The organism is Paenibacillus polymyxa, assembly GCF_018614975.1.
GTDB classification, from domain to species: domain Bacteria; phylum Bacillota; class Bacilli; order Paenibacillales; family Paenibacillaceae; genus Paenibacillus; species Paenibacillus polymyxa_E.
Genome location: NZ_JAGGNR010000016.1, coordinates 21,363 through 41,412, shown reverse-complemented (window position 1 = coordinate 41,412; position 20,050 = coordinate 21,363). Strand labels below are relative to the sequence as shown.

Sequence of the window (20,050 nt, the reverse complement as noted above, 5' to 3'; positions counted from 1 at the left end):
AACGTTCCGACTCATAGCCATTTCTAACAAATAGAATGCTGTTCCATACAGCACAATAAGCGGCCACGGCGATAACACTAATGAAAAAAATTAAGTTCATGTGTGTAAACGTATAACTGCTTCCCGTGAAAATGATCAGGATTGCACTGAGTCCAATATTTTCTCTGTTATGTTTTTTAAACTTCTGAAAGACCATTCTGTAAAGTAACAGGAGTACCATAAACCCAATCCATATATACTGAAATAATCCCATAGGTCACCTTCTTTTTAAAAACTCACTTCTTGTATTGATATCTAGGAGGAGTATTAATTAAATCCTTAATTCCCTTTATATAGAAACCTATTAACATTACATGAATTTGGAAAATAATTCAATCATCTTTATACATATTCTTGGAATCCTCTTCTTCCTCAACGATTAGCTGAGCAACAAGAACGCACCGTTGTTTATTTGCAGACACACAAAAAAGACTATCCCTGCCAAAATTCTGGCACCGAATAGCCCTCTCTTCTTACGCTATCATCTAATCTTAATTTATCATCTACTATATTTCGTAGCTTTACATCAACTCTAAACCAGCTTCTTACGAATATACCCCGAGATCAAGTCGATAATCGTGATCATCACGATAATACCCAGCAGGATTATACCTACTCGCGGCCAGTTCCGGGTGCTCAATGCAAAGATCAGCGGGGTACCGATCCCCCCTGCCCCGATTACACCGAGTATAGTCGCAGAACGTACATTGATCTCGAATCGATACAGAGTATAGTTCAGGAATCCAGGCATGACCTGGGGCAGGATGGCGAACCACAACTGTTGCATGCGATTGGCTCCGCAAGAAAGCAGCGCCTCAGATGGACCGTAGTCGATATTCTCAACTTCATCCGCGTACAATTTGCCTAACATGCCGATGGAGTGCAATCCAAGGGCGAGTACCCCTGCGAACGATCCGGGACCTACTGCCTTGATGAACATCAAAGCCATGATAATCTCAGGGAACGTACGGATGAAACTGAGTACCATTTTGCCTGCGCCCGAGATGGAACGATGCCCACTCATGTTACGGGCAGACCAGAAGGCAAACGGAATACAGAGTACAGCCGAGATCACGGTACCCAGCACGGAAATCGCCAACGTGTCCAGTAGGCCTCGCAGCAAGTCTTCTCCCTCAGGCAGATATACAAAATCCCAGTCCGGCGAGAAAATCCCGGCTACAATGGCCTTCATAATCTGGGCGGCGGTTTCCTTGAAACCAGTAAACGGTACACCAGCGAGAGCCCAGGCATACACAAGGATCAGCAGTAATACAATGACCCAGCGTAGCGGGTTTTTCCGTGGTTTTGGCCGGATGCGGCTTGTTTCATTTTTCATCATAGCAATTTCTCCCGCAGCTTAGTACTTACATAATCAATGATCAGGACAATGACGAGGGTAAACAGAATGATTACGCTGGTCTTGTCATACTCCAGGAATCCAAGTGTAGCCTCATAGTAGAGTCCAATTCCTCCGGCTCCCACCAGTCCCAGAATGGCAGCAGCACGTATATTAATTTCGAAGGCATACAGCACATAGGATGTGAACTGGGCGGCCAGTTGCGGCACCACACCATATACAATGAGCTGAATCCGGTTCATACCAACAGCCGTCATCGCTTCCAGCGGCCCCTGATCAATGGTTTCCAGCGTCTCATAGGTCAACTTCGCAATCAGACCTACGGAGAACACAGCCAGTGCCAAGATTCCGGGGATTGGCCCCAAACCAAACACAGCAACGAACAAAGCAGCAAGCAACAGATCCGGGACGGTCCGAATCAGGTTCAGCAGAAAACGTGCGGGATAATAGATCCAGCGACTCGGCATCAAGTTACCGGCACAGATGATCGAGACTGGAATGGCAATAATGGCACCAATAGTTGTTCCAATCAAGGCCATTCGGATCGTCTCCAGCATGCCTTGCACGATATTATCAAAGTAACTCCACCGGGGTGGGAACATATCCTTTAACAATTTCCACATTTCAGGGAATCCCTGAAATAACTCTGTGAAGCCGGCATCGGTCTGCTTGGCACTGGCCCACAGAAGGAGCAGAATGATCACTAAAGTGAGCAGATGTTTCGTACGCCCAGGCGGTTTTGGGCGATTCACAACCTGAGCCGGGTTAGAACCAGGTTCCTTCCCCACTCCGCCTGAATTCTGAAGTGGAACGTTGGACTGCCCCTTCATACCACAACTTCTCCCTGCTCATGCACAGCCTGCTTGTCCAGCAATTCGTCAGCCAGAATCGGTCTGCCGTATATTTCTGCAAAGCGCTCATCCGTTGCCTCTTCCACCGGACCATCGAATACGACCTCGCCTGCTCGCAATCCAACAATACGGGTCGCATACTCTCTGGCCAGATCAATAAAGTGAAGATTGACGATGGTAGTAATCCCAAGGTCCTGATTGATGCGTTTTAGGTCATCCATCACCTGCTTTGTTGTAAGTGGGTCGAGTGAAGCAACCGGTTCGTCGGCCAGTATGATTTTTGCTTCCTGTGCCAGTACACGGGCAATAGCCACACGCTGTTGTTGTCCACCGGACAACTGATCTGCACGGGAGTAAGCTTTCTCCGAAATATTCACGCGATCCAGCGCAGTGAATGCCAGCTCAATATCCTCTTTTGGAAAACGACCCAGAATGGTACGCATGGTGGAATGGTATCCAACCCGTCCAGCGAGTACGTTACGTAGTACACTGGACCGTTTCACCAGATTGAAGCTTTGGAAGATCATGCCGATGTCGCGTCTGATCATACGTAGCCGTTTGCCTTGTGCCTTCGTGATGGAGCTTCCGTTAATCAGAATCTCTCCCTCACTAATGTCGTGCAGTCGGTTAATGGAGCGTAAGAGCGTTGATTTGCCCGCACCGGACAGACCCACTACAGCAATGAATTCACCCTGCTCAAATTTCAGATTAATATTATCCAGGCCCTTGGTGCCGTTAGCGTAAGTTTTGGTAACGTTATGAAGCTCAATCATGACAATATCCTTCTTTCATTCATAATGATCAACCATATATGAGTCGTTTGCTATAATGGCACAAGCCAGCACAGCGTAGATCACGCTGAACTGGCCTGTTCATTGCTACGATTAAGCTGTTCCCATCCAAGAAAGCTATTACAAAGTGAACAGATCCCAAACTACTTTTGGATCAGAATTATTCACCTTTCACTTTTTCGCCATACTGACGAACGATCTCGAACTTGCTATCATCGGACTCTACATAACCTTCATGCGTATAGATTTCTTTGATGATCTGATGTCCTTCTGTATCTTTACCGATATCGATGAAGGCTTGTTTGATCTTCGCAGTCCAATCTGCATTCATGTCTGTACGAACGGCAATGGTATCGTTAGGAATAGGCTCAGTGAATGCCAGTACACGCGTATCTTCAAATACAGTCGGATAGTCTTTGGCTACCGTGTTGCGGGCATCCTGGAAAATAGCTGCTGCATCAACGTCACCGTTCAATACAGCGATAACACCTTGGTCATGTCCTTTCAACGTTACAGGTGATACATCTTTCAATGGATCAATCCCTCTGTCGAGCAACAGGCCTGCTGGCCATACATAACCTGCGGAAGACGTTACGTTTTGGTAAGCGACTTTTTTACCTTTAAGGTCCTCGATGGATTGAATCGGCGAATCTTTTTTCACAATGAACATGGATTTATAGGAATCCGCCAACTCTTCGGTTGGAGCACCTGTCTCATCATTTACACCAAAACGTTGTGCTTGCAAAATAACTTGTGCAGCGCCTTTTTCTTTGGCCAGTACATAAGCTGTCGGAGGCAAGAAACCTACGTCTACTTTGTTGGAAGCCATTGCTTCAATAATTGTGTTATAGTCTGTGGATACGCTGACTTTTACCGGAATGCCCAGTTTGTCACCAAGCAGCTTCTCCAGCGGTTTCGCTTTGGCTTCAAGCGTATCTGCGTTCTGGGAAGGAACAAATTGAACCGTCAATTCAGTTGGTACATAACCTTCGACAGCTTTCTCTGTCTCTGCCGTATCGGTAGATGAACCGGACGCATTCGAACTCGTATCAGATCCGTTAGACGAACCTGTTGTAGCACTAGACCCACAAGCACTCAGAAACAGAACCAAAATCAACAATGGTAAAAATAAAGCAGACTTCTTCAAACGAACACCCTCCAGAGAATATCTATTTTTCAGTACTTGTCTACTATAATTGCCAAATATTAGCGCGATGTGAAACGAAATTTGGAGTTTTGTAAAGTTTCCTGTCAGGCTGTCAGCGTGACTTGTATCTGTTAGAATAGGCTCATTATGGTTGAAGATATAGGAAGAACATCGGAGATACCAACCTATCCTTCGGTCCTTCAGCCTATTCTGTCTTCTCCGTTTTATGGTAATTCCATATATCTGAACTTATATATTAGAGGAGATTGTAAAATGACATCCATAACCACTCATACGGCAAGCTTCGACATCCTGTTCACCAGTGATCTGCACGGGGCCATCCGCCCCATTCATTACAATACCAATACATACCGCCCGGCAGGACTTGCCCTCCTGGGTTCCCTGATTCGTAAGGAACGCGAACGTTCACCTGAACTGTTGCTGGTGGATAACGGGGATTTGTTGCAAGGATCACCCTTGGCTTCATATGCTGCTTCACAGGTTTCCAACAACGAAGGGCACCCCTTCATAACAGTACTGAATGAACTGGGCTATGATGCTGCAGTGATGGGCAATCATGAATTTAACTACGGTCAGGACTTGCTACGCAAAGCAGTTGAGGTCTCCAACTTCCCTTGGCTATCGGCCAATATTGTGTATGGTGAACAAGCTGAACGTAGTGAATTAGGCGCTGGATCAGATCTTCCACCCGGTACGGGTATCCCGGCCTTTGGCCCTCCCTATCTGATCAAAACATTATCTTCAGGCGTCAAAATTGCCCTGTTGGGCGCAACTACGCATTACATACCCAACTGGGAGCACCCCAAAAATATTGAAGGTTTACAGTTCATTGATGCCTTGGAAACGATTCGTGCATGGGTTAACTATATCCATGAGCATGAACAACCAGATGTAATGGTGGTGAGTTATCATGGCGGATTTGAGAATGATTTGGAGACAGGCGAGCCCACCGAACGGTTAACTGGAGAAAATCAAGGCTATGCCATCTGCCGGGACATTGAAGGCATCGATGTGTTGCTAACCGGACATCAGCATCGTCAACTTATCGCTACTATTCATGGTGTAACCGTCATTCAGCCGGGATTCAGTGGAAATGGTGCGGGGCATGTAACCGTTAAGTTGGAACAATCATCCGGCGGGAAATGGCAGATTACCGATAAGAAGGCTCGGTTGTTACTTCTGGATGAACATAGTGAAATTGAACCTGACGCAACCGTCATGAAACTGACGGATGAGCTGGAAACTGAGGCACAAGCATGGCTTGATCAACCCATTGGCGAGGTGGATGGGGATTTATCTATTACCAATGCTACGGCTCTGCGACTCAAGGCACATCCATTCATTGCTTTTGTACATCAAGTGCAGATGGAAGCGACTGGAGCGCAGCTCTCCAATACCGCCATGCTGAGTGAAGAAGCTCGTGGTTTCGGGAGTCACATCACCGTTCGGGACGTGTTATCCAACTTCATCTATCCTAATACTCTGACGGTTCTGGAGTTGAGTGGTCAGGATATCCGGGAGGCGTTGGAACAAACGGCTCGTTACTTTGAAGTGAATGCTTCTGGCGAGGTGGCAGTCAATCCGGCTTATATGGAGCCCAAACCCCAACATTATAATTACGATATGTGGGCTGGCCTAGAGTACGAATTGGATATCTCCCAACCTGTAGGCAGTCGAGTTGTGAAGTTGGAACGTGAAGGCAAACCAATGGGGATGAATGGCACGTACTCTGTGGTGATGAACAGCTACCGTGCTGCTGGCGGCGGCGATTATGCGATGTATCCAGGCAAAAAGGTACTGCACGAAGGTGCCACAGACATGGCCGCACTGGTGGAGGATTATATTCGCAGACATCAACCGTTAACGGTTGAACAGGCTAATAACTGGCAGGTGGTTGGCAGTTAAATGAGAAAGAGCAGATCCTGATCACAGGACCTGCTCCTTCTCATTTAACCCATCAGTTTTCTAATCGGCTACCTCATTTTAAATGCCGTAAACTGCCGGTGTAATCCGCAGGGAGTTCATGGACATTAGTCATTGAGGCTACTATCGCTGAACAGTCATAACCTTAGTGGGAATATTAAAATCTATCCGAAATATTGAAGAATTAACTGATATAAGGCTATGGAAAACCCTAAGATACTCGCTTTCATTTTAGATGGATGATTTCTTTCGCTGCGAATCAAATACAAGAAAACTACTATAAATCCTAAAGGAATCCATAGCTCAAAGACACCTTTTGTTGTACTTTGAGAATAAATTGGAGTAATGAACGTACTAATCAAAAAGTAAAAGAAAACCGTAAAACGCCTTGTTTCTAATTGCTTGCTCCACCTTACCAGAAAGAAAAGAATAATGATTGCGATAATAATAATGTGAACAGGGGGTAGAAGAATAGCAGCATTCCCAAATTCGAATTCCATTCCGCATTGCCCTCCTCTCTTTTAGTACATCACTTGACTGACTATAGGCATACGTCTGGCAACCTTCCAAAAACGGACTCATTCCAATATATCCATATTTTAACACACAATTGCAGTTTCATTTCCCACGTTTATTCAATATAATATGCAAAAAGAGCAGAAGTGAGGAGCATCGCGCCCTCATCCCTGCTCTTTTTACATACCTACAAGTTCTCTAATACATGTCCCATATTATCCAAAATGACTATTGCGCCTTTTTACGTAGCTGACTGTAATACAGCTCGCTGTAGAAACCGCCTTGTTCCAGCAGGGCATCATGCGAGCCTTGCTCCAGTAGATGACCATCCTTCAGTACCAAAATCCGATCAGCCTGGCGGATCGTGTTCAGCCTGTGGGCAATGACAAAGCTGGTACGGCCTTGCATCAGACGTTGCAGCCCTTCCTGAATTTTGATCTCCGTGACAGTATCAATACTGCTCGTCGCTTCGTCCAGTACGAGTATGGATGGATCTGCCAAGATTGCCCGGGCAATGGCGAGTAATTGCTTCTGCCCCTGACTAATGCCGCTCCCGTCGGCCTGGAGCACTTTGTCGTACCCGTCCTTCATTCGCACAATGAAGGAATGGGCATTCGCCAGCCGGGAGGCTGCTTCCACCTCTTCATCCGTCGCATCGAGACGGCCAAACCGAATATTTTCCCGAATTGTGCCCTGAAACAGAAATGAATCCTGTAGTACAAATGCCATATGTGACCGCAGATTCTCACGCCGAATGGTGGTCATATCGCGTCCATCTACCGTTAATGTGCCACCTGTCGGATCATAGAAACGTGATAATAGCTGAATTAATGTTGTTTTCCCCGCTCCGGTCGGACCTACAAGGGCAATCATCTCACCCGGTTTGGCTTCAAAGCTGATGTCATGCAAAATGTTACGTCCTTCATCGTATCCAAAGGATACTTTGTCGAAGCGAACAGCACCCTCTACCTTGTCCAGAGATACCGCTGCCCCTTCATCCTTCGCTTCCTCATCTTCGTCCAGTACCTCGAATACACGCTCAGCCCCCGCAATCGCGGACAATAACGTATTCCACTGGTTCGCCAGATCATTCAGCGGACGGGTGAATTGACGGGCATATTCCACAAAGATAATAATCACCCCGACTGTAACCGAACCCTGAATCGCCAGAATACCACCGATGCCTGCCACAATCGCAAAGCTTAGGTTATTCAATCCATTCATCAGTTTCGGGATAAAACCGGAGATCGTCTGTGCCCAGAAACCGGAAATCCGGATGCGGGTATTTCGCTCCTCAAAACCGCGAATCACTCGCTCCTCTTGCGAGAATGCCTTAATGATCCGCTGCCCGGATAATGTCTCTTCGATGTAACCGTTAAGTTCACCGAGATTACGCTGCCGCTCCTTGAAGAGCGGTCCCGTTCTGCGCGTAATCCAACGCATGCCGATGGCCATCAAAGGTACAACGATAAAAGTAAGCAAGGTCAGTAGCGGACTGAGCCAGAGCATAACCCCAAACGTTCCCAGCAGTGTTAATACACTTGAGAAAATCTGGATGGCCGAGCTGTTCAGCGTACCGCTGACATTCTCAATATCATTGGTCACCCGGCTCATAATCTCCCCCTGCTGGCGTTTCCCGAAGAATGGAATTGGCAGCTTGTGCAGATGGGAGAACAGATCATACCGCATGCGGAACACGGTTTCCTGTGCAATTTCGATCATCCATATGTTTTGTAACCAGGATGTAAAAGAGAACAAGACATACACTGCGGTTAATCCAATCAGAAATCGAGTCCAACTGGAGCCTCCTTCACCCGCAATAAAATCATCCACGGCCATCCCTACCATGTAAGGGCCCAGCAAAGCGAGTGCAGAGCTGGCGAACACCATCAACAGTACCATGGACAGCTTGACCTTACGCCGTGCCAGATACGTCCAGATCCGGCCTAACGTACCGGACCAGTTCTTCGCCCGTGCCTTGGGTTTGCGTCCACCACCTGACCGTAGCGTCTCGGGATCAATCGGCGGGGGTGGCTGACGGAAAGGCTCAATGAATGCTTTGAACATGCTGTGCACCCTCCCCGTATTGTGATTCATGAATTCGGCGATACAGCTCTGACGATTCCATCAGATCTTCATGTTTTCCCTGTCCAATAAGTTGTCCATCATCCAGCAGCAGAATCAGGTCCGCCGAAGTGGTCGAACTGATCTTCTGGGTGATGATAAACGTGGTACACGACAATTCCTCCAGCGCATCGAGCAGTCTGCCTTCTGTAGCCACATCCAGCGCACTTGTGCTATCGTCCAGAATTAGAATTCTTGGTCTACGTACCAGTGCTCGTGCAATGGAAAGTCGTTGCTTCTGTCCACCGGAGAGATTCACTCCCCGTTGACCCAGCAATGTATCATAACCATTTGGTAAATTCTCAATCGTTTCATGGATCTGCGCGCGCTTTGCAGCTTCCACAATCTCCTCCAAGGTAGCATCTTCCTGGCCCCAGGCAATATTCTCCCGGATAGAACCGGTAAACAGGACAACTTCCTGAGGCACATAACCAATCGCACCACGCAGTATGGACAGATCCAGCTCTGATGCATCAGCACCATCAATCCGTACCTTTCCTTGGTCCTCTGTGTATAACCGGGGAATGAGTTGTACCAGCGAGGATTTGCCTGAGCCTGTTGCTCCCATAATGGCAATGCGCTCCCCCGCTTTTGCAGTGAATGTGATATTATCCAGTACTGTAATTTCACTATTCGGATAACTGAAGCCTACACTGCGGAATTCAACCGCTCCCTGCACAGCGCGCTGTTTCTTCGCCGGGTATACAGATTGCGGAAAATGCGAAGATTTCATAGATCCAGCAGATGGTGCAGACGTTGATAACGACTTCGTCTGTTCAGTCTCCGACGTGTCCTCCGTATGAAACACTTCATTCAGACGTTGCGCCGAAGCGCTTGCTCTGGAGAAGGTTACCAGAATCCATGACAACGCAGACATGGCACCAATTGTGCGAAGCAGATAGTTAATGACGGCAACCACTTCACCCACAGTTGCATTACCAGAGGCGATATCGACTCGTCCAAACCACAACACCGCGATGATACAAACGTTCATCATCAGCAGCATGAACGGCATTGTCGTCTCCGTCAGGCGTAGCGCGGAGATTGTGCCTTTCATCAGCTTGCCGCTGAATCCGGCAAAGCGTTCAATCTCATGGCCCATCCGTACAAAGACACGGATCAGCCGAATGCCTGTCAGATTCTCCTGGATGACTCCGTTGACGGCATCCAGTCTGCGCTGCACATTGCGGAACAGCAGCGCTGCCTTTTTAATCATCCACACCACAACAATGAGCAGTACAGGCACCATGACAACCAACAGCAGACCCAATCTTGGATTCACGATTACTGCCATAATCATGCTACCAATAACCACCAGCGGCACACGTGTCATGAATCGCAGACTCATGAAGACGGTGTCCTGAACCTGAGTAACATCTCCCGTTAGTCGCGTAATCAGGGAAGATGTCGCAAAACGATTGAAGACCGCATAAGAGAACGTCTGCACTTTCTCATACAACTTCTCCCGCAGATCGTATCCGAACCCCAGACTCGCATGGGATGCAAAGAACGAACTGGCAATTCCGGCAGCAAAAGCCACCACAGCACTACCAACCAGCACACCGCCCCACAACCAGACAACAGAAAGGTCTCCCTGCTGAATCCCGTTATCAATGATCTTGGAGATCAGATAAGGCTGAGCCAGCTCCACCGCAAGCTCAATTAACATCATGACCAGGGCTGCAATCGCGGCAACTCGGTACTTCTTCAAGTAGTACAACAACTTGATCATAAGCATTCCTCCGGGCCGGAGCACCCTAAACCGATAACACGTTCCAGCTCAGAGCCTCCATTAGACATGTTGATTTCTCCACTTCGTCCAATATGTAATCATTTCTATGTACACATATGGTTATTATAGCGTATTTTACAATGCCGCTTCTATTCTTATTACCCTACTTTTCCCAATACAATAAACTTCTCATCATTTTGGCAGTTGAACTAAAGATTATTTACACTGATACTACGATGACAGAATAACCTTCCAATCGCTGTTATCCCCAGATTTTAACTTCATTTTATCGAACAAATGAAACAAGAGACGCACTCAGCGTCCCTCGTAGAAAATAAATACATGTAGTGATGTCCATGCCATATGCAGCGAGTCCTACCCTAATCCAGGAAAGACCCTAGTGCGCTGGAATCCGGTTTGTTTTTCTCCGGAATGGCAGTAGCTTTCGGCCCTTCCAGACCCAGTCGATCACTCATTTTGGCGTTAAGGGTTGTCATCTTGTTGGTATAGTCATTACAGCTCTCGATGATCCGGCGATTCGACTGCTCAGAAAGATCCAGCGCAGACATCAGATCACCCATCGCTTGATTGACCGCTTCAAGGGACATGGCAGGTTTGGACAACAACTCATTCGTTTTCTCTGTTGTTGTCTTCAACAATCTGGCATTCTCCTTGAATTGATCTTCAATCGTCTTATTCGTAGCTTCCACAGCAGAAATGACCTTCTCCTGATCATTAAGTGCCATCGCAATCATGGCCGAAACGGTGATCAGATTTGCTGTTTTATCAATGGCATTATTAACGGAATCAATCAGCTTGTCATTGTTATCATTAATGATGTCGGTAGCTGCGATCGCCTGATTGTACAGCATGATCATCTCTGTCATGGATTGGGTACGTGTTACCACTTTGCGCAACCCACGCTCCAGATGTGCTTTACGATTCTCGTTCTCAGGCTTGGCGATCTCGGTTTCAAACAATGCTTTTAATTGATTACCGAAGGAAATTTTGGTCTGCAGATTGTAGATCTCCTGAATGGAAGAACGTTTCAATTGGCGCATATTCACGATGCTTTCTTCCAGATTATCCTTGCCGTCGCGCAACCCGTTAATGATGGCATCAATGTTTGTGCGAACGGATTGATAACGGTACACGTAGTTTTTCAGCGGGCTTTTACGTAACAACTTCCCGACAAAACTCACATTTTTACTCTGCTGCAGACTCTCACATTCATCACGGAGCTTCAGGATCATGTTGGATACCTCGGCCCGATTCCCTGACATCAGTTCATTGACTGGACGATCAAGCAGCTTGAGAGTCTGTCCTGCTCTCTCTTGTGTTTTCACACCCAATTTACCGATATCATCCATTAAGGTATCCAGGTGAGCCGGATCACTTTGGGACACTTTTTGAATAAGCTGCGTTGCTTCCTGGTTAATCCGTTGCTCATCTTCCTGCTTCAACTGAGCCCATTCCGTTGCCATGCCAATCCCTCCTATAATTCAGAGCTGTTATACCGTTGATGTATTAGTTCCGCTTTGTTCTGGAGCTCCATCAAGTCTTTATGTTCAATCGTTGATACAATATCCGATATCTTGGAATCCACGTCTCGAAGACCATTCAGAAGCATACGCCGATTGTTCCGTTTGGCTTCTCCACTCAAACGTAGAAATGGATTAATAAAACCGTTCAGGTCTTTCAAAATCAGTCTGCGTACCGTATGGTTGATATCCCCATTGTTCAGCTCCTGAAGGGAAGGGATCACTCGCTGCAAACGGGCAAACAACGCCAGTGATTTCTCCACGATCTCATTATCCAGCTCGTTCTTCTGACCTTCGGAGATGATCATGTCCTCCAGAACCTCCAGGTATTCAATCACCGGATCAAATACAGGATCTGGTTCGGTCCGGGAAGGCTTCGCTTGTTCTGTGCCCGCATGTTGTGCGGGAGTGGAACTCGCATGGGACTGTGCCGTAGAAGCATCTATAACCCCTGTTGGCACTGCGCTCGGCGCTTGTCCACCATTCAAGCGGGATGGTGGCTCATTGCCGATATCTGTAATGGGTACAGAGGCTGATGACGAACCCTCCACCTGTGTACGTGGCGTGGAACGTGAAGGAATCAGTCCCCCGACCACAGTTGCCAGTGCCGGAATTGCCCACGTGATAACATCTGGTAGAAAGGGACTCGTGATTGCCGCGAGACCATAACCGACCAATGCGCCTATACCTATCTTCGTTTTCCGTAACATTACTTGTCCTCCTGCCTTAACAACACATAAAGTGCATATTCAAAAAGTCTGGTTTTCAGTACCGAGAAGATGGAATGAAGATAGAAATGGAGTAGCGGAGCGTAGGAAAACTACGTGAGCAACGGACATTTCGGCTGAGTTTCATATTCGATGCTGATGATGCCGTAAGGCATTATTCGTAATCAAAAGTAGACTTTTTGAATAACCTCTCATCCGTATTGTAAAAAAACCATCCAGAAGGTGTCAATGTTGAGGGAAATTCTCAGCTAGACGTGGTGTACTCCGCTTACCTTCTGAACGTCGATTATAAATGGCTGTTCGATATGACTTCCCAGTATGCCAAACTTCGGATGAAGTGGTCCAATATCATGGCCAAGTGCAGACTTGACCGCCAGATAAGGGAAGTTCACGCCCGACAGACAAGACATATGCAATCCACCCGACATTCGCGGATTGATCTCAAGCAGCTTCGGTGTATCCTTGCGATATTTCATCTGAATATTAAAATTATAAGGAATCCGATATACCTCTGCCACATTGCGGGCAATCGCCAGCAATTCCTCGTTTTCTTCGAGCAAACGCAAACGTCCTCTTTCTTTTCTACGCGGAATAGCCGTTAATAGTTTCCCATTGCGGTCCGAAAGACAATCAATGCTGTATTCATATCCTTCCAGCACCTCCATCACCATGACATTGGGAAAGGACGGAGCAGAAGAGAAAGCACGCAGGGCATCTTCATATGATATCGAGTTAAGCGCATAACCGAACAACTCCTGCAACGGATCACGTTCATTGTTAATCACCCGGAATCCCATGCCGCCCTCACCATTACATGGTTTGAAGCATACATCATGTCCACGTGCACGCAGCGCCTCATAGGCTTGCTGGAATTGTGCAGCATTACTGACGGTGAAATAATCCGGAATCTCCATAATGCCCTTCTCACGCACCGATTCATAGAAGCGGTCTTTCTCCATCAATTGTTCCAGCAATTCCGTATCCGAGCATACGATAACCCGTGTACCAATCTCTTCGAACAAGGAGATATGTCTGCTGATATCCAGCATGTTCCAGCGTGGAATAAACACATCAATCTGATGACGACGGCAAAAGTCGAGGCAAAAATCTACATATTCCCGGCCTGTTACACGCGGTTCAACTTCTGCAACATCACAGCCCTGTAATGCCATGTGTCCCGGATCAGGATGCGTGCCGTAGATTTCAAATTCAAACCCATCCTCATTGTCCCGAATCGCATTCATATAATGATACGTTACAGAGAACCAGCGGTTGAAGTAAATCTTCATTTTTTTCATTTATACGGTCTCCCTTATCTCGGCATGGTCTATCTGGGTCTGTTGATCGTTATGAATACGGTGGACGTAATCGAGAATCTCATCCGCTGCAAAAGCACCAAATTGTTCCGTAAATTGATACGGTACTTGCTCAGGTACACGCTGTCTCTCCACATGCAGCTCTCCATGAGATGGAGCAATGGCATACTGCGCAAAGTCCAGCAAACAACGATCCAGCAAAGAGTCACCTGAAGCAATCACAGGCACATCACCGATACGTTGCCTAATATGCTCCACTGCAGCTCGTTTGTTTACGGCCGAAGGCACCAGATAGAGCTTGCGCCCCTGAATCGAGCTCTCCCAACCAAGCGTCTCTAACACCCGAATCTTGTCCGCAATGCGCTCCATTGGAAGCTTGTCACGTTCAATCAACAGTGCATAGAACAGCTCATCACACAATCGCTTATTAATTACCCATTCCGGGCTCAGCACATCGTCAAATAAATCCAGGATCTCTTCGGGAGCAGCTGCCTGCTGACGAAGCAAAGAACGAATATGCAGGTTCCATTCATCGTCTACCTGACCGTCTACAATGATGTTGCCACCATTGCTCGTCACCGCATATTTCGGAATACATTCGTTCTGAAAAATATGAATGCGCCGGTACTGCTCCACGGTACGTGTCGTCACAGGCATAAATACAATGTCTTGTGGCAAAGACTGCAACCGCTCCAGTGCATATGCTGACATAAAAGCAGATAACTTGCCGTTAATCCACTCTGCGGGAACAAGTCCCGGTGTATCTTCGGGAATACGGAGCGCACGACGGGAGTACACCAGCGTCTGGTCCAGATCACTTGCGTAGATCATCATTCTCCGCCACCTCCCAGGGATTGAATAATGCCGCAACAGGAATAGGTTAATCCCGGATATACCTCAACCGGCACATTCCTGTCTCTGGCGAGCATCCTGATATGTTGCAAATCCGGATTATCCAGTCGATCCACAAGAATCTTCCAAGGGACCCGGCGTAATAACACCCGGGTTGTTTCTCCGATTCCAGGTTTAATCAGATTGATGTTCGCAATGCCAAAGAATTGCTGAATGGACTCAATATCCTGCCAGCCTTTCCAGGTGATTTCCGAAGTACCTGTAGAATTAACGTCCGTACGAAGTTCCGCTTGGTTCATCACCTGTGGAAAATGCTGAGCAATAGTATCCACGTATTGGTTCGACACATCGTCAGAGGACCATTCACGGTACCATTTGGCCCCGTGAAAATCTGCCGGCCCAATCAGATCATCCCGAAGCACTGTACGGCTCACCAGTCCGGAGACCGTGGAATTCAGACAAGCGCTAGGAATGAGGTAATCTTCCCTTGTCCCAAATGTGCCTGAACATTGCCCCGGATCGGCCAACACAGCTAGATCTTCATCGAGGCTTACGCCATAAGTCCGTTCCATTTGATCACAGGATTCTTTCAGCACTTTGCGAATAGCCCCTTTGCCAGTCCAACCGTCTACAAACTGAATGGCTGTTTCCAGCCCATGCTGCTGTAAAATATATAAAATTGCGTTCTCGTCCATACCCTTGCCACGAATAATCGAGATGCTATAATGCGGAATCGTCACCATGTATTTCAATTCAATATAACGCTTGATCAGGATGCCAATAGGGGTTCCGGCTCGAGCCAGAGATACCAGCACAAGATCCAGTCCCCTGCGCTCTACAATCTTCTCAGCCACGATCGCGGTATGACGTGCGATTCTCGCGGCGGATTGTTCCAGCGTCTGATGGAACAGTTCGATGTATTCTGCTGTAGGCTGATATTCCACGGGCAGCATCTCCGAATAATGAATCCCGGATTGGATCGCCTGCTCTCGTTCACCCGTTCCCTTTTCCAGATCAACATGACTGATATCCTTCAGTAGGAAAACAACGTCCGATGCAGCATAGCTGCCCATCGGCTCGGGAGACTGAATCTCACGTTGTCTGATTAGCTCCAGTGTATTTAAGTTCATTGCTGGTTGTCCCCTGTCTTCTCTGGCAAGCCGCAATATACGATATGAATGTGTCCACATCCCAACTGCTCCAGTACCTTCACCATCGGTTCCATTCGCTCTTCGGACATCTGTCTCTCCAGCAGAACAAAAATCTCGTCATATTGTCCCGGAGCGATGTTATAGATAAAGTTACGAACAGATGCGTCTTCCGGTGAGGCATATCCGGCACCACTACGAACAGCATATTCCGGAGCCGGATGTGTATGGATCGGGCTCCGGGTAGTGGATTGATAGAACACGCCTTCTCCCATCTCGGCAGCAACACGCATTGGAATGTACATGAACTCCCCTGTTCCCATCACCAAAGTCCGTTCTCCCGTACGCTGCGACCGAAGTCGTTCTGCAATCCGGCTAATCTCCTGACGTAATACACCATTATGACGCGATTGCATACCAAACCTGCCCGTATGCTGGACGTAGCTCGCAGTGCTACGTTTACCTTCACCATCCTCCGAAGTAGCGTGCAGCTGATCGAAGGCATCGGCAACGGTAGTGGTTTGAAGCGTTACGGCAGGACGGGATAGCTGCTCATCTTGCTGTGTTGCTTCCAACTTTGGAGTACCCACTACTTCAATACGGCCCTTCAACAGGCTTAACGGTGTAATAGTAATTCCAAGTTCAGCTTCCAGCTCGGCAAATCGATTCTCGTCCGCTTCCGTACGCCAGTCCAACAGTGAAGCAATCACATATTGCTTCCGAGGATATCTGGCCTGAATATCCCGAATGATATTCAACGTCGTTTTGCCCGTCGTAATCTCGTCGTCCACCAGAACTATCGGGCCCTCTCCTGCAAAAGCTTCGTGATCTAACGCATAACAGCGATGAGCCATCGCGTGGGAATGTTCTTCTTCAAATTGAATATCCGGACGCATCGCTGGAACATATTCGCGAGTGGTGTGAATGTAGGAAGCATGATCAGCAAACATCTCGTACATGCTGTGACCCAGCGCTGTAGCTGTCTCGGCAAAACCAACAAAACGAATCGTTTCCGGCAAACTCAACTTTTCTTGCAACAACATGTCGTACACTTGCCGAGCTTGCTTGGGATCAATCAAACCTTCGACCATTTCCTGTTTCCACTCGGTGATCTGAACTTTCGTCTCTTCCGTCTTTTCAGTCAGGTGCTCATATAACAGAACAGCCAATGCCGCGCCACTCAGAAGCGAGGTATACGGGTTAACCGGGATGTGCTTGCCCAGCAGTCTGCTTACAAACAAAAATGAACGTTTTTTATTGATTCGTGCAGCCATGGAAAATAGTGATTCCAGTGGCAGTTGCAGCGGGTTATGTGTAACCTGAACGTTCAGACTGAATTGATCAAGAATTGGGAACGTAGTTATGTTGTTGTTCGTGCTTGGGCAAGAGCCCGACAAAATGCTGCTGTTCATGTAACACCCCATATATTTGTGATCGGATTAGAATTCGATTCGCCCAGCTCAAGTGTGGTTTAATCTCATTCATTTTGTTATAGTAATTACTTTTGAACACACCCAGGCTGCCGTCATTACGGGCGATGATGTCTTGAGCATCGGAATATTCCTCATGTGTAACAACGTACATGGCTTGTACGGGCTTAATATGAGAAGGATGAATGATCGTTTTGCCTACAATTCCATTTTCCTTGTCCATCATGACTTCACGCATCAATCCATCCATTGTATTCGTAATATATTTCATTCTCAGATGCAGCCCTGATTTGCCCAGGGTTTCTTCGAATGGAGTCTGTCGTAATTGAGGTTTGAACACGCGCTCCCGCTGACTGAAATATTCCCAGACAGGACCCGAAATCACATACGGCTTGTCCATCCGACCAAACAGATTGATAATATCCGAGATGCAGTCGCGGATCGTGGCGATATCGTATATGGTGAGTTCCGGGCTTCGACGTAGTCCAAAAAGGCTGGAGAAATCGGTCGCACCAATGCGTACATTGAGCACATATTCAACATTTTCATCGAGGATGTTTCGAAGGCCCAGTAAGGTCTCCCAACGTGTCTCCCGATATATAATTGAAGCCGTTTCCAATATAGGCATTCCATAGAGAACGGGAACATGATCCGGTTTCCCTTGATTATACTTGCGGATCTGTTCGAAATAGGCTCTTCCATTGCCCACACAAAACTTGGGCAAAGCCACGCCTGTCAGCATGGACACCAATTCTCCCAACGTATCAATGAGGCATTCCAACTGTTGTGGTGAACGTACGCGAGCAAACAGAAGAGGCATTTGATCCTGACTCAGCATGCCTGTCTCCATATAAGTCATCAGTTGAGTTAGATGCTGTACCAGACACTGCTCGGCAAACTCTACTTGGTCGTCACCCACAGCGTCCTCCAGATCAATAATAATGGTCGTCAGACCTTCATGTTTACCATTTATAATGTCGTCCGCGATATGTGTGCGCGTCGCGGGCATATATAAAGCAGCCCCAACAGCATATGCCAGTAAATCTTTGGAAGTCCGGTGATTGAACGAGACGGGTGAAGAGAAAAATAAAGTATCTTCTTCTTCCAGACTCAAAAAGTTAAAATATTTCAGGGTTGTCTCCTCCTCGCACCTTTGGCAATAGCCAATCTGCAATAGTTGATTCCAGCTGTCGGGGCATAAAAACCAATCCCTCCTAATCTGGAGGGATTGAATGAATAAATAAATACGAATGATTACTTTCTTCCCGCAACCCACTGCATTCCCCAATCATGAGCCTCGTCCAACGCCTGATGCCCATTATAGAACTGCACGATTCGTTCAATACTGAATGTCTCATTGTTCACATTGCGTAACATCGCGATGCCACACATGCCAAGCGGGCTCCCGTATTCATTCATTCGGACAATGATATCCGGGCCATCCTTCTGCTGGATGGTTACCACACCGTCTACCTGAGACCAGTTGGCCACACCACCATAAATATAGGTGAATACCAAGATGCGCTCAATTTCCGAGATACGGGCACCATTAATCCGCAGATTCTCTCCCGTCTTAACCGATCCCGTCCGGTCATCCCCATCCAGTGCAATATAAGGGAAACGGTTGAGTGAACCAAACGTTTGTCCCAATGCCTGAATTACATCTCGTGTACCATCCTTCATCTCGAACAGGCAGCCCAAGTCCAGATCCACACTCTTGCTGCGACCAAATAACCCTTTGCTACCCTGTTGATTCCAATTCAGGTTAATCAGGATTTCACCAAGTCCCCCCGCATTTTTCTTGAGGTTAATGGTGTCGCCCTTCTTCTTCAATTCAATTTTGCTGAAATTGATCGAATTCACAGGAGCAGACGTCGGCTCAGCTACAGGTGCCGGGGGTGGTGGAGTCGGTGCAGCTGTCGGAGGAACGGTTGAAGTCGTTGGTGCAGGGTCCGATCCACTATCCACATCCACACCAAAATTGGCACATAATGCATTCAAGCCACCTGCAAAACCCGATCCTATTGCATTGAACTTCCATTCTCCGTTATGACGATACAATTCACCAATGACAATCGCGGTCTCCACTGTAAAACCGCTTCCCAGATCATATCTCATCACTTCCTGACCTGTAGCTGCATTGGCAAACCGTAGAAAACCATGCTGAACCTGTCCAAAATGATGGCGTCGTGCTTCACCGTCATGAATCGTCAGGCTGAAGGCGATTTTCTCCATTCGGGCAGGGATTTTGCCAAGATCAATGGCGAATTGTTTCTTCTCACCGTTAACCTGCCCACCATCCATATACGTGATAAACGCGGTAGAGGGCTGGTTATAGAAGATAAAATCCTCATCTCCAGCCACTTTATTGTCTGAACCCAGAAGGAATGCTGATGTGTCCAGCTCCACACCCGAGGCTGCCTCCCAACCAATGCCTACCGTTAGACGGGACAAGCCCGGATTGGTTTTGGTCAGATCACTCTTCTGGCCTTTCACGACAGAAATCGCCATAGCAGACTCACCTTTCTTATGCC

At 47.4% G+C, this 20,050-nt stretch carries 16 protein-coding genes; 1 reads left to right on the top strand and 15 read right to left on the bottom strand.

Annotated features, from left to right (window positions below):
• Positions 1 to 571 precede the first annotated feature (571 nt).
• The 4 genes from phnE (J7E78_RS15940) to J7E78_RS15925 form a co-directional block, all read right to left on the bottom strand.
• On the bottom strand, positions 572 to 1,378 hold the full coding sequence (phnE, locus tag J7E78_RS15940) for a phosphonate ABC transporter, permease protein PhnE (protein WP_215077221.1): 807 nt from the start codon (positions 1,376 to 1,378) through the stop codon (positions 572 to 574).
• Positions 1,375 to 2,226, bottom strand: coding sequence for a phosphonate ABC transporter, permease protein PhnE (gene phnE / locus J7E78_RS15935; RefSeq protein WP_251035080.1), 852 nt, complete (start codon positions 2,224 to 2,226; stop codon positions 1,375 to 1,377). The genes phnE (J7E78_RS15940) and phnE (J7E78_RS15935) overlap by 4 nt, the downstream gene beginning before the upstream one ends.
• Positions 2,223 to 3,020, bottom strand: a complete 798-nt coding sequence (phnC, locus tag J7E78_RS15930) for a phosphonate ABC transporter ATP-binding protein (protein WP_062837418.1) — start codon at positions 3,018 to 3,020, stop codon at positions 2,223 to 2,225. Before phnC ends, phnE (J7E78_RS15935) begins: the two co-directional genes overlap by 4 nt.
• A 178-nt stretch (positions 3,021 to 3,198) precedes the next feature.
• Complete coding sequence (locus J7E78_RS15925; protein ID WP_397330583.1) at positions 3,199 to 4,200, bottom strand: phosphate/phosphite/phosphonate ABC transporter substrate-binding protein; 1,002 nt, start codon at positions 4,198 to 4,200, stop codon at positions 3,199 to 3,201.
• A gap of 258 nt (positions 4,201 to 4,458) precedes the next feature.
• On the opposite strand from J7E78_RS15925, the gene J7E78_RS15920 reads away from it, so the two are divergent.
• Complete coding sequence (locus J7E78_RS15920) at positions 4,459 to 6,111, top strand: bifunctional metallophosphatase/5'-nucleotidase (RefSeq protein ID WP_215077220.1); 1,653 nt, start codon at positions 4,459 to 4,461, stop codon at positions 6,109 to 6,111.
• Positions 6,112 to 6,293: 182 nt separating this feature from the next.
• Here J7E78_RS15920 and J7E78_RS15915 read toward each other — a convergent pair whose 3' ends face one another.
• From J7E78_RS15915 to J7E78_RS15865, 11 genes are all read right to left on the bottom strand, one after another.
• Positions 6,294 to 6,629: a hypothetical protein gene (locus J7E78_RS15915; protein WP_215077219.1), complete on the bottom strand. Its 336-nt coding sequence runs from the start codon at positions 6,627 to 6,629 to the stop codon at positions 6,294 to 6,296.
• Positions 6,630 to 6,873: 244 nt separating this feature from the next.
• Complete coding sequence (locus J7E78_RS15910) at positions 6,874 to 8,712, bottom strand: ABC transporter ATP-binding protein (protein WP_215077218.1); 1,839 nt, start codon at positions 8,710 to 8,712, stop codon at positions 6,874 to 6,876.
• Entirely contained in the window at positions 8,693 to 10,501 is a 1,809-nt protein-coding gene (locus tag J7E78_RS15905) for an ABC transporter ATP-binding protein (protein ID WP_215077217.1), read from the bottom strand. Before J7E78_RS15905 ends, J7E78_RS15910 begins: the two co-directional genes overlap by 20 nt.
• 380 nt (positions 10,502 to 10,881) lie before the next feature.
• Positions 10,882 to 11,985 carry a toxic anion resistance protein gene (locus J7E78_RS15900; protein WP_215077216.1) on the bottom strand — a complete coding sequence of 368 codons (1,104 nt, stop codon included), beginning with the start codon at positions 11,983 to 11,985 and terminating at the stop codon, positions 10,882 to 10,884.
• An 11-nt stretch (positions 11,986 to 11,996) separates the two neighbouring features.
• Positions 11,997 to 12,752, bottom strand: a complete 756-nt coding sequence (locus tag J7E78_RS15895) for a hypothetical protein (RefSeq protein ID WP_215077215.1) — start codon at positions 12,750 to 12,752, stop codon at positions 11,997 to 11,999.
• Positions 12,753 to 13,018: 266 nt separating this feature from the next.
• Positions 13,019 to 14,068: an ATP-grasp domain-containing protein gene (locus J7E78_RS15890; protein WP_215077214.1), complete on the bottom strand. Its 1,050-nt coding sequence runs from the start codon at positions 14,066 to 14,068 to the stop codon at positions 13,019 to 13,021.
• Entirely contained in the window at positions 14,069 to 14,917 is an 849-nt protein-coding gene (locus J7E78_RS15885) for an HAD family hydrolase (RefSeq protein ID WP_215077338.1), read from the bottom strand.
• Complete coding sequence (locus tag J7E78_RS15880; RefSeq protein ID WP_215077213.1) at positions 14,917 to 16,068, bottom strand: cysteine protease StiP family protein; 1,152 nt, start codon at positions 16,066 to 16,068, stop codon at positions 14,917 to 14,919. The genes J7E78_RS15885 and J7E78_RS15880 overlap by 1 nt, the downstream gene beginning before the upstream one ends.
• Complete coding sequence (locus J7E78_RS15875; protein WP_215077212.1) at positions 16,065 to 17,498, bottom strand: phosphoribosyltransferase family protein; 1,434 nt, start codon at positions 17,496 to 17,498, stop codon at positions 16,065 to 16,067. Before J7E78_RS15875 ends, J7E78_RS15880 begins: the two co-directional genes overlap by 4 nt.
• A complete protein-coding gene (locus J7E78_RS15870) occupies positions 17,428 to 18,624 on the bottom strand; it encodes an HpcH/HpaI aldolase/citrate lyase family protein (protein WP_397330582.1) in 1,197 nt (398 codons plus the stop codon). Before J7E78_RS15870 ends, J7E78_RS15875 begins: the two co-directional genes overlap by 71 nt.
• A gap of 146 nt (positions 18,625 to 18,770) precedes the next feature.
• Positions 18,771 to 20,027, bottom strand: coding sequence for a TerD family protein (locus J7E78_RS15865; RefSeq protein ID WP_215077211.1), 1,257 nt, complete (start codon positions 20,025 to 20,027; stop codon positions 18,771 to 18,773).
• Positions 20,028 to 20,050 lie beyond the last annotated feature (23 nt).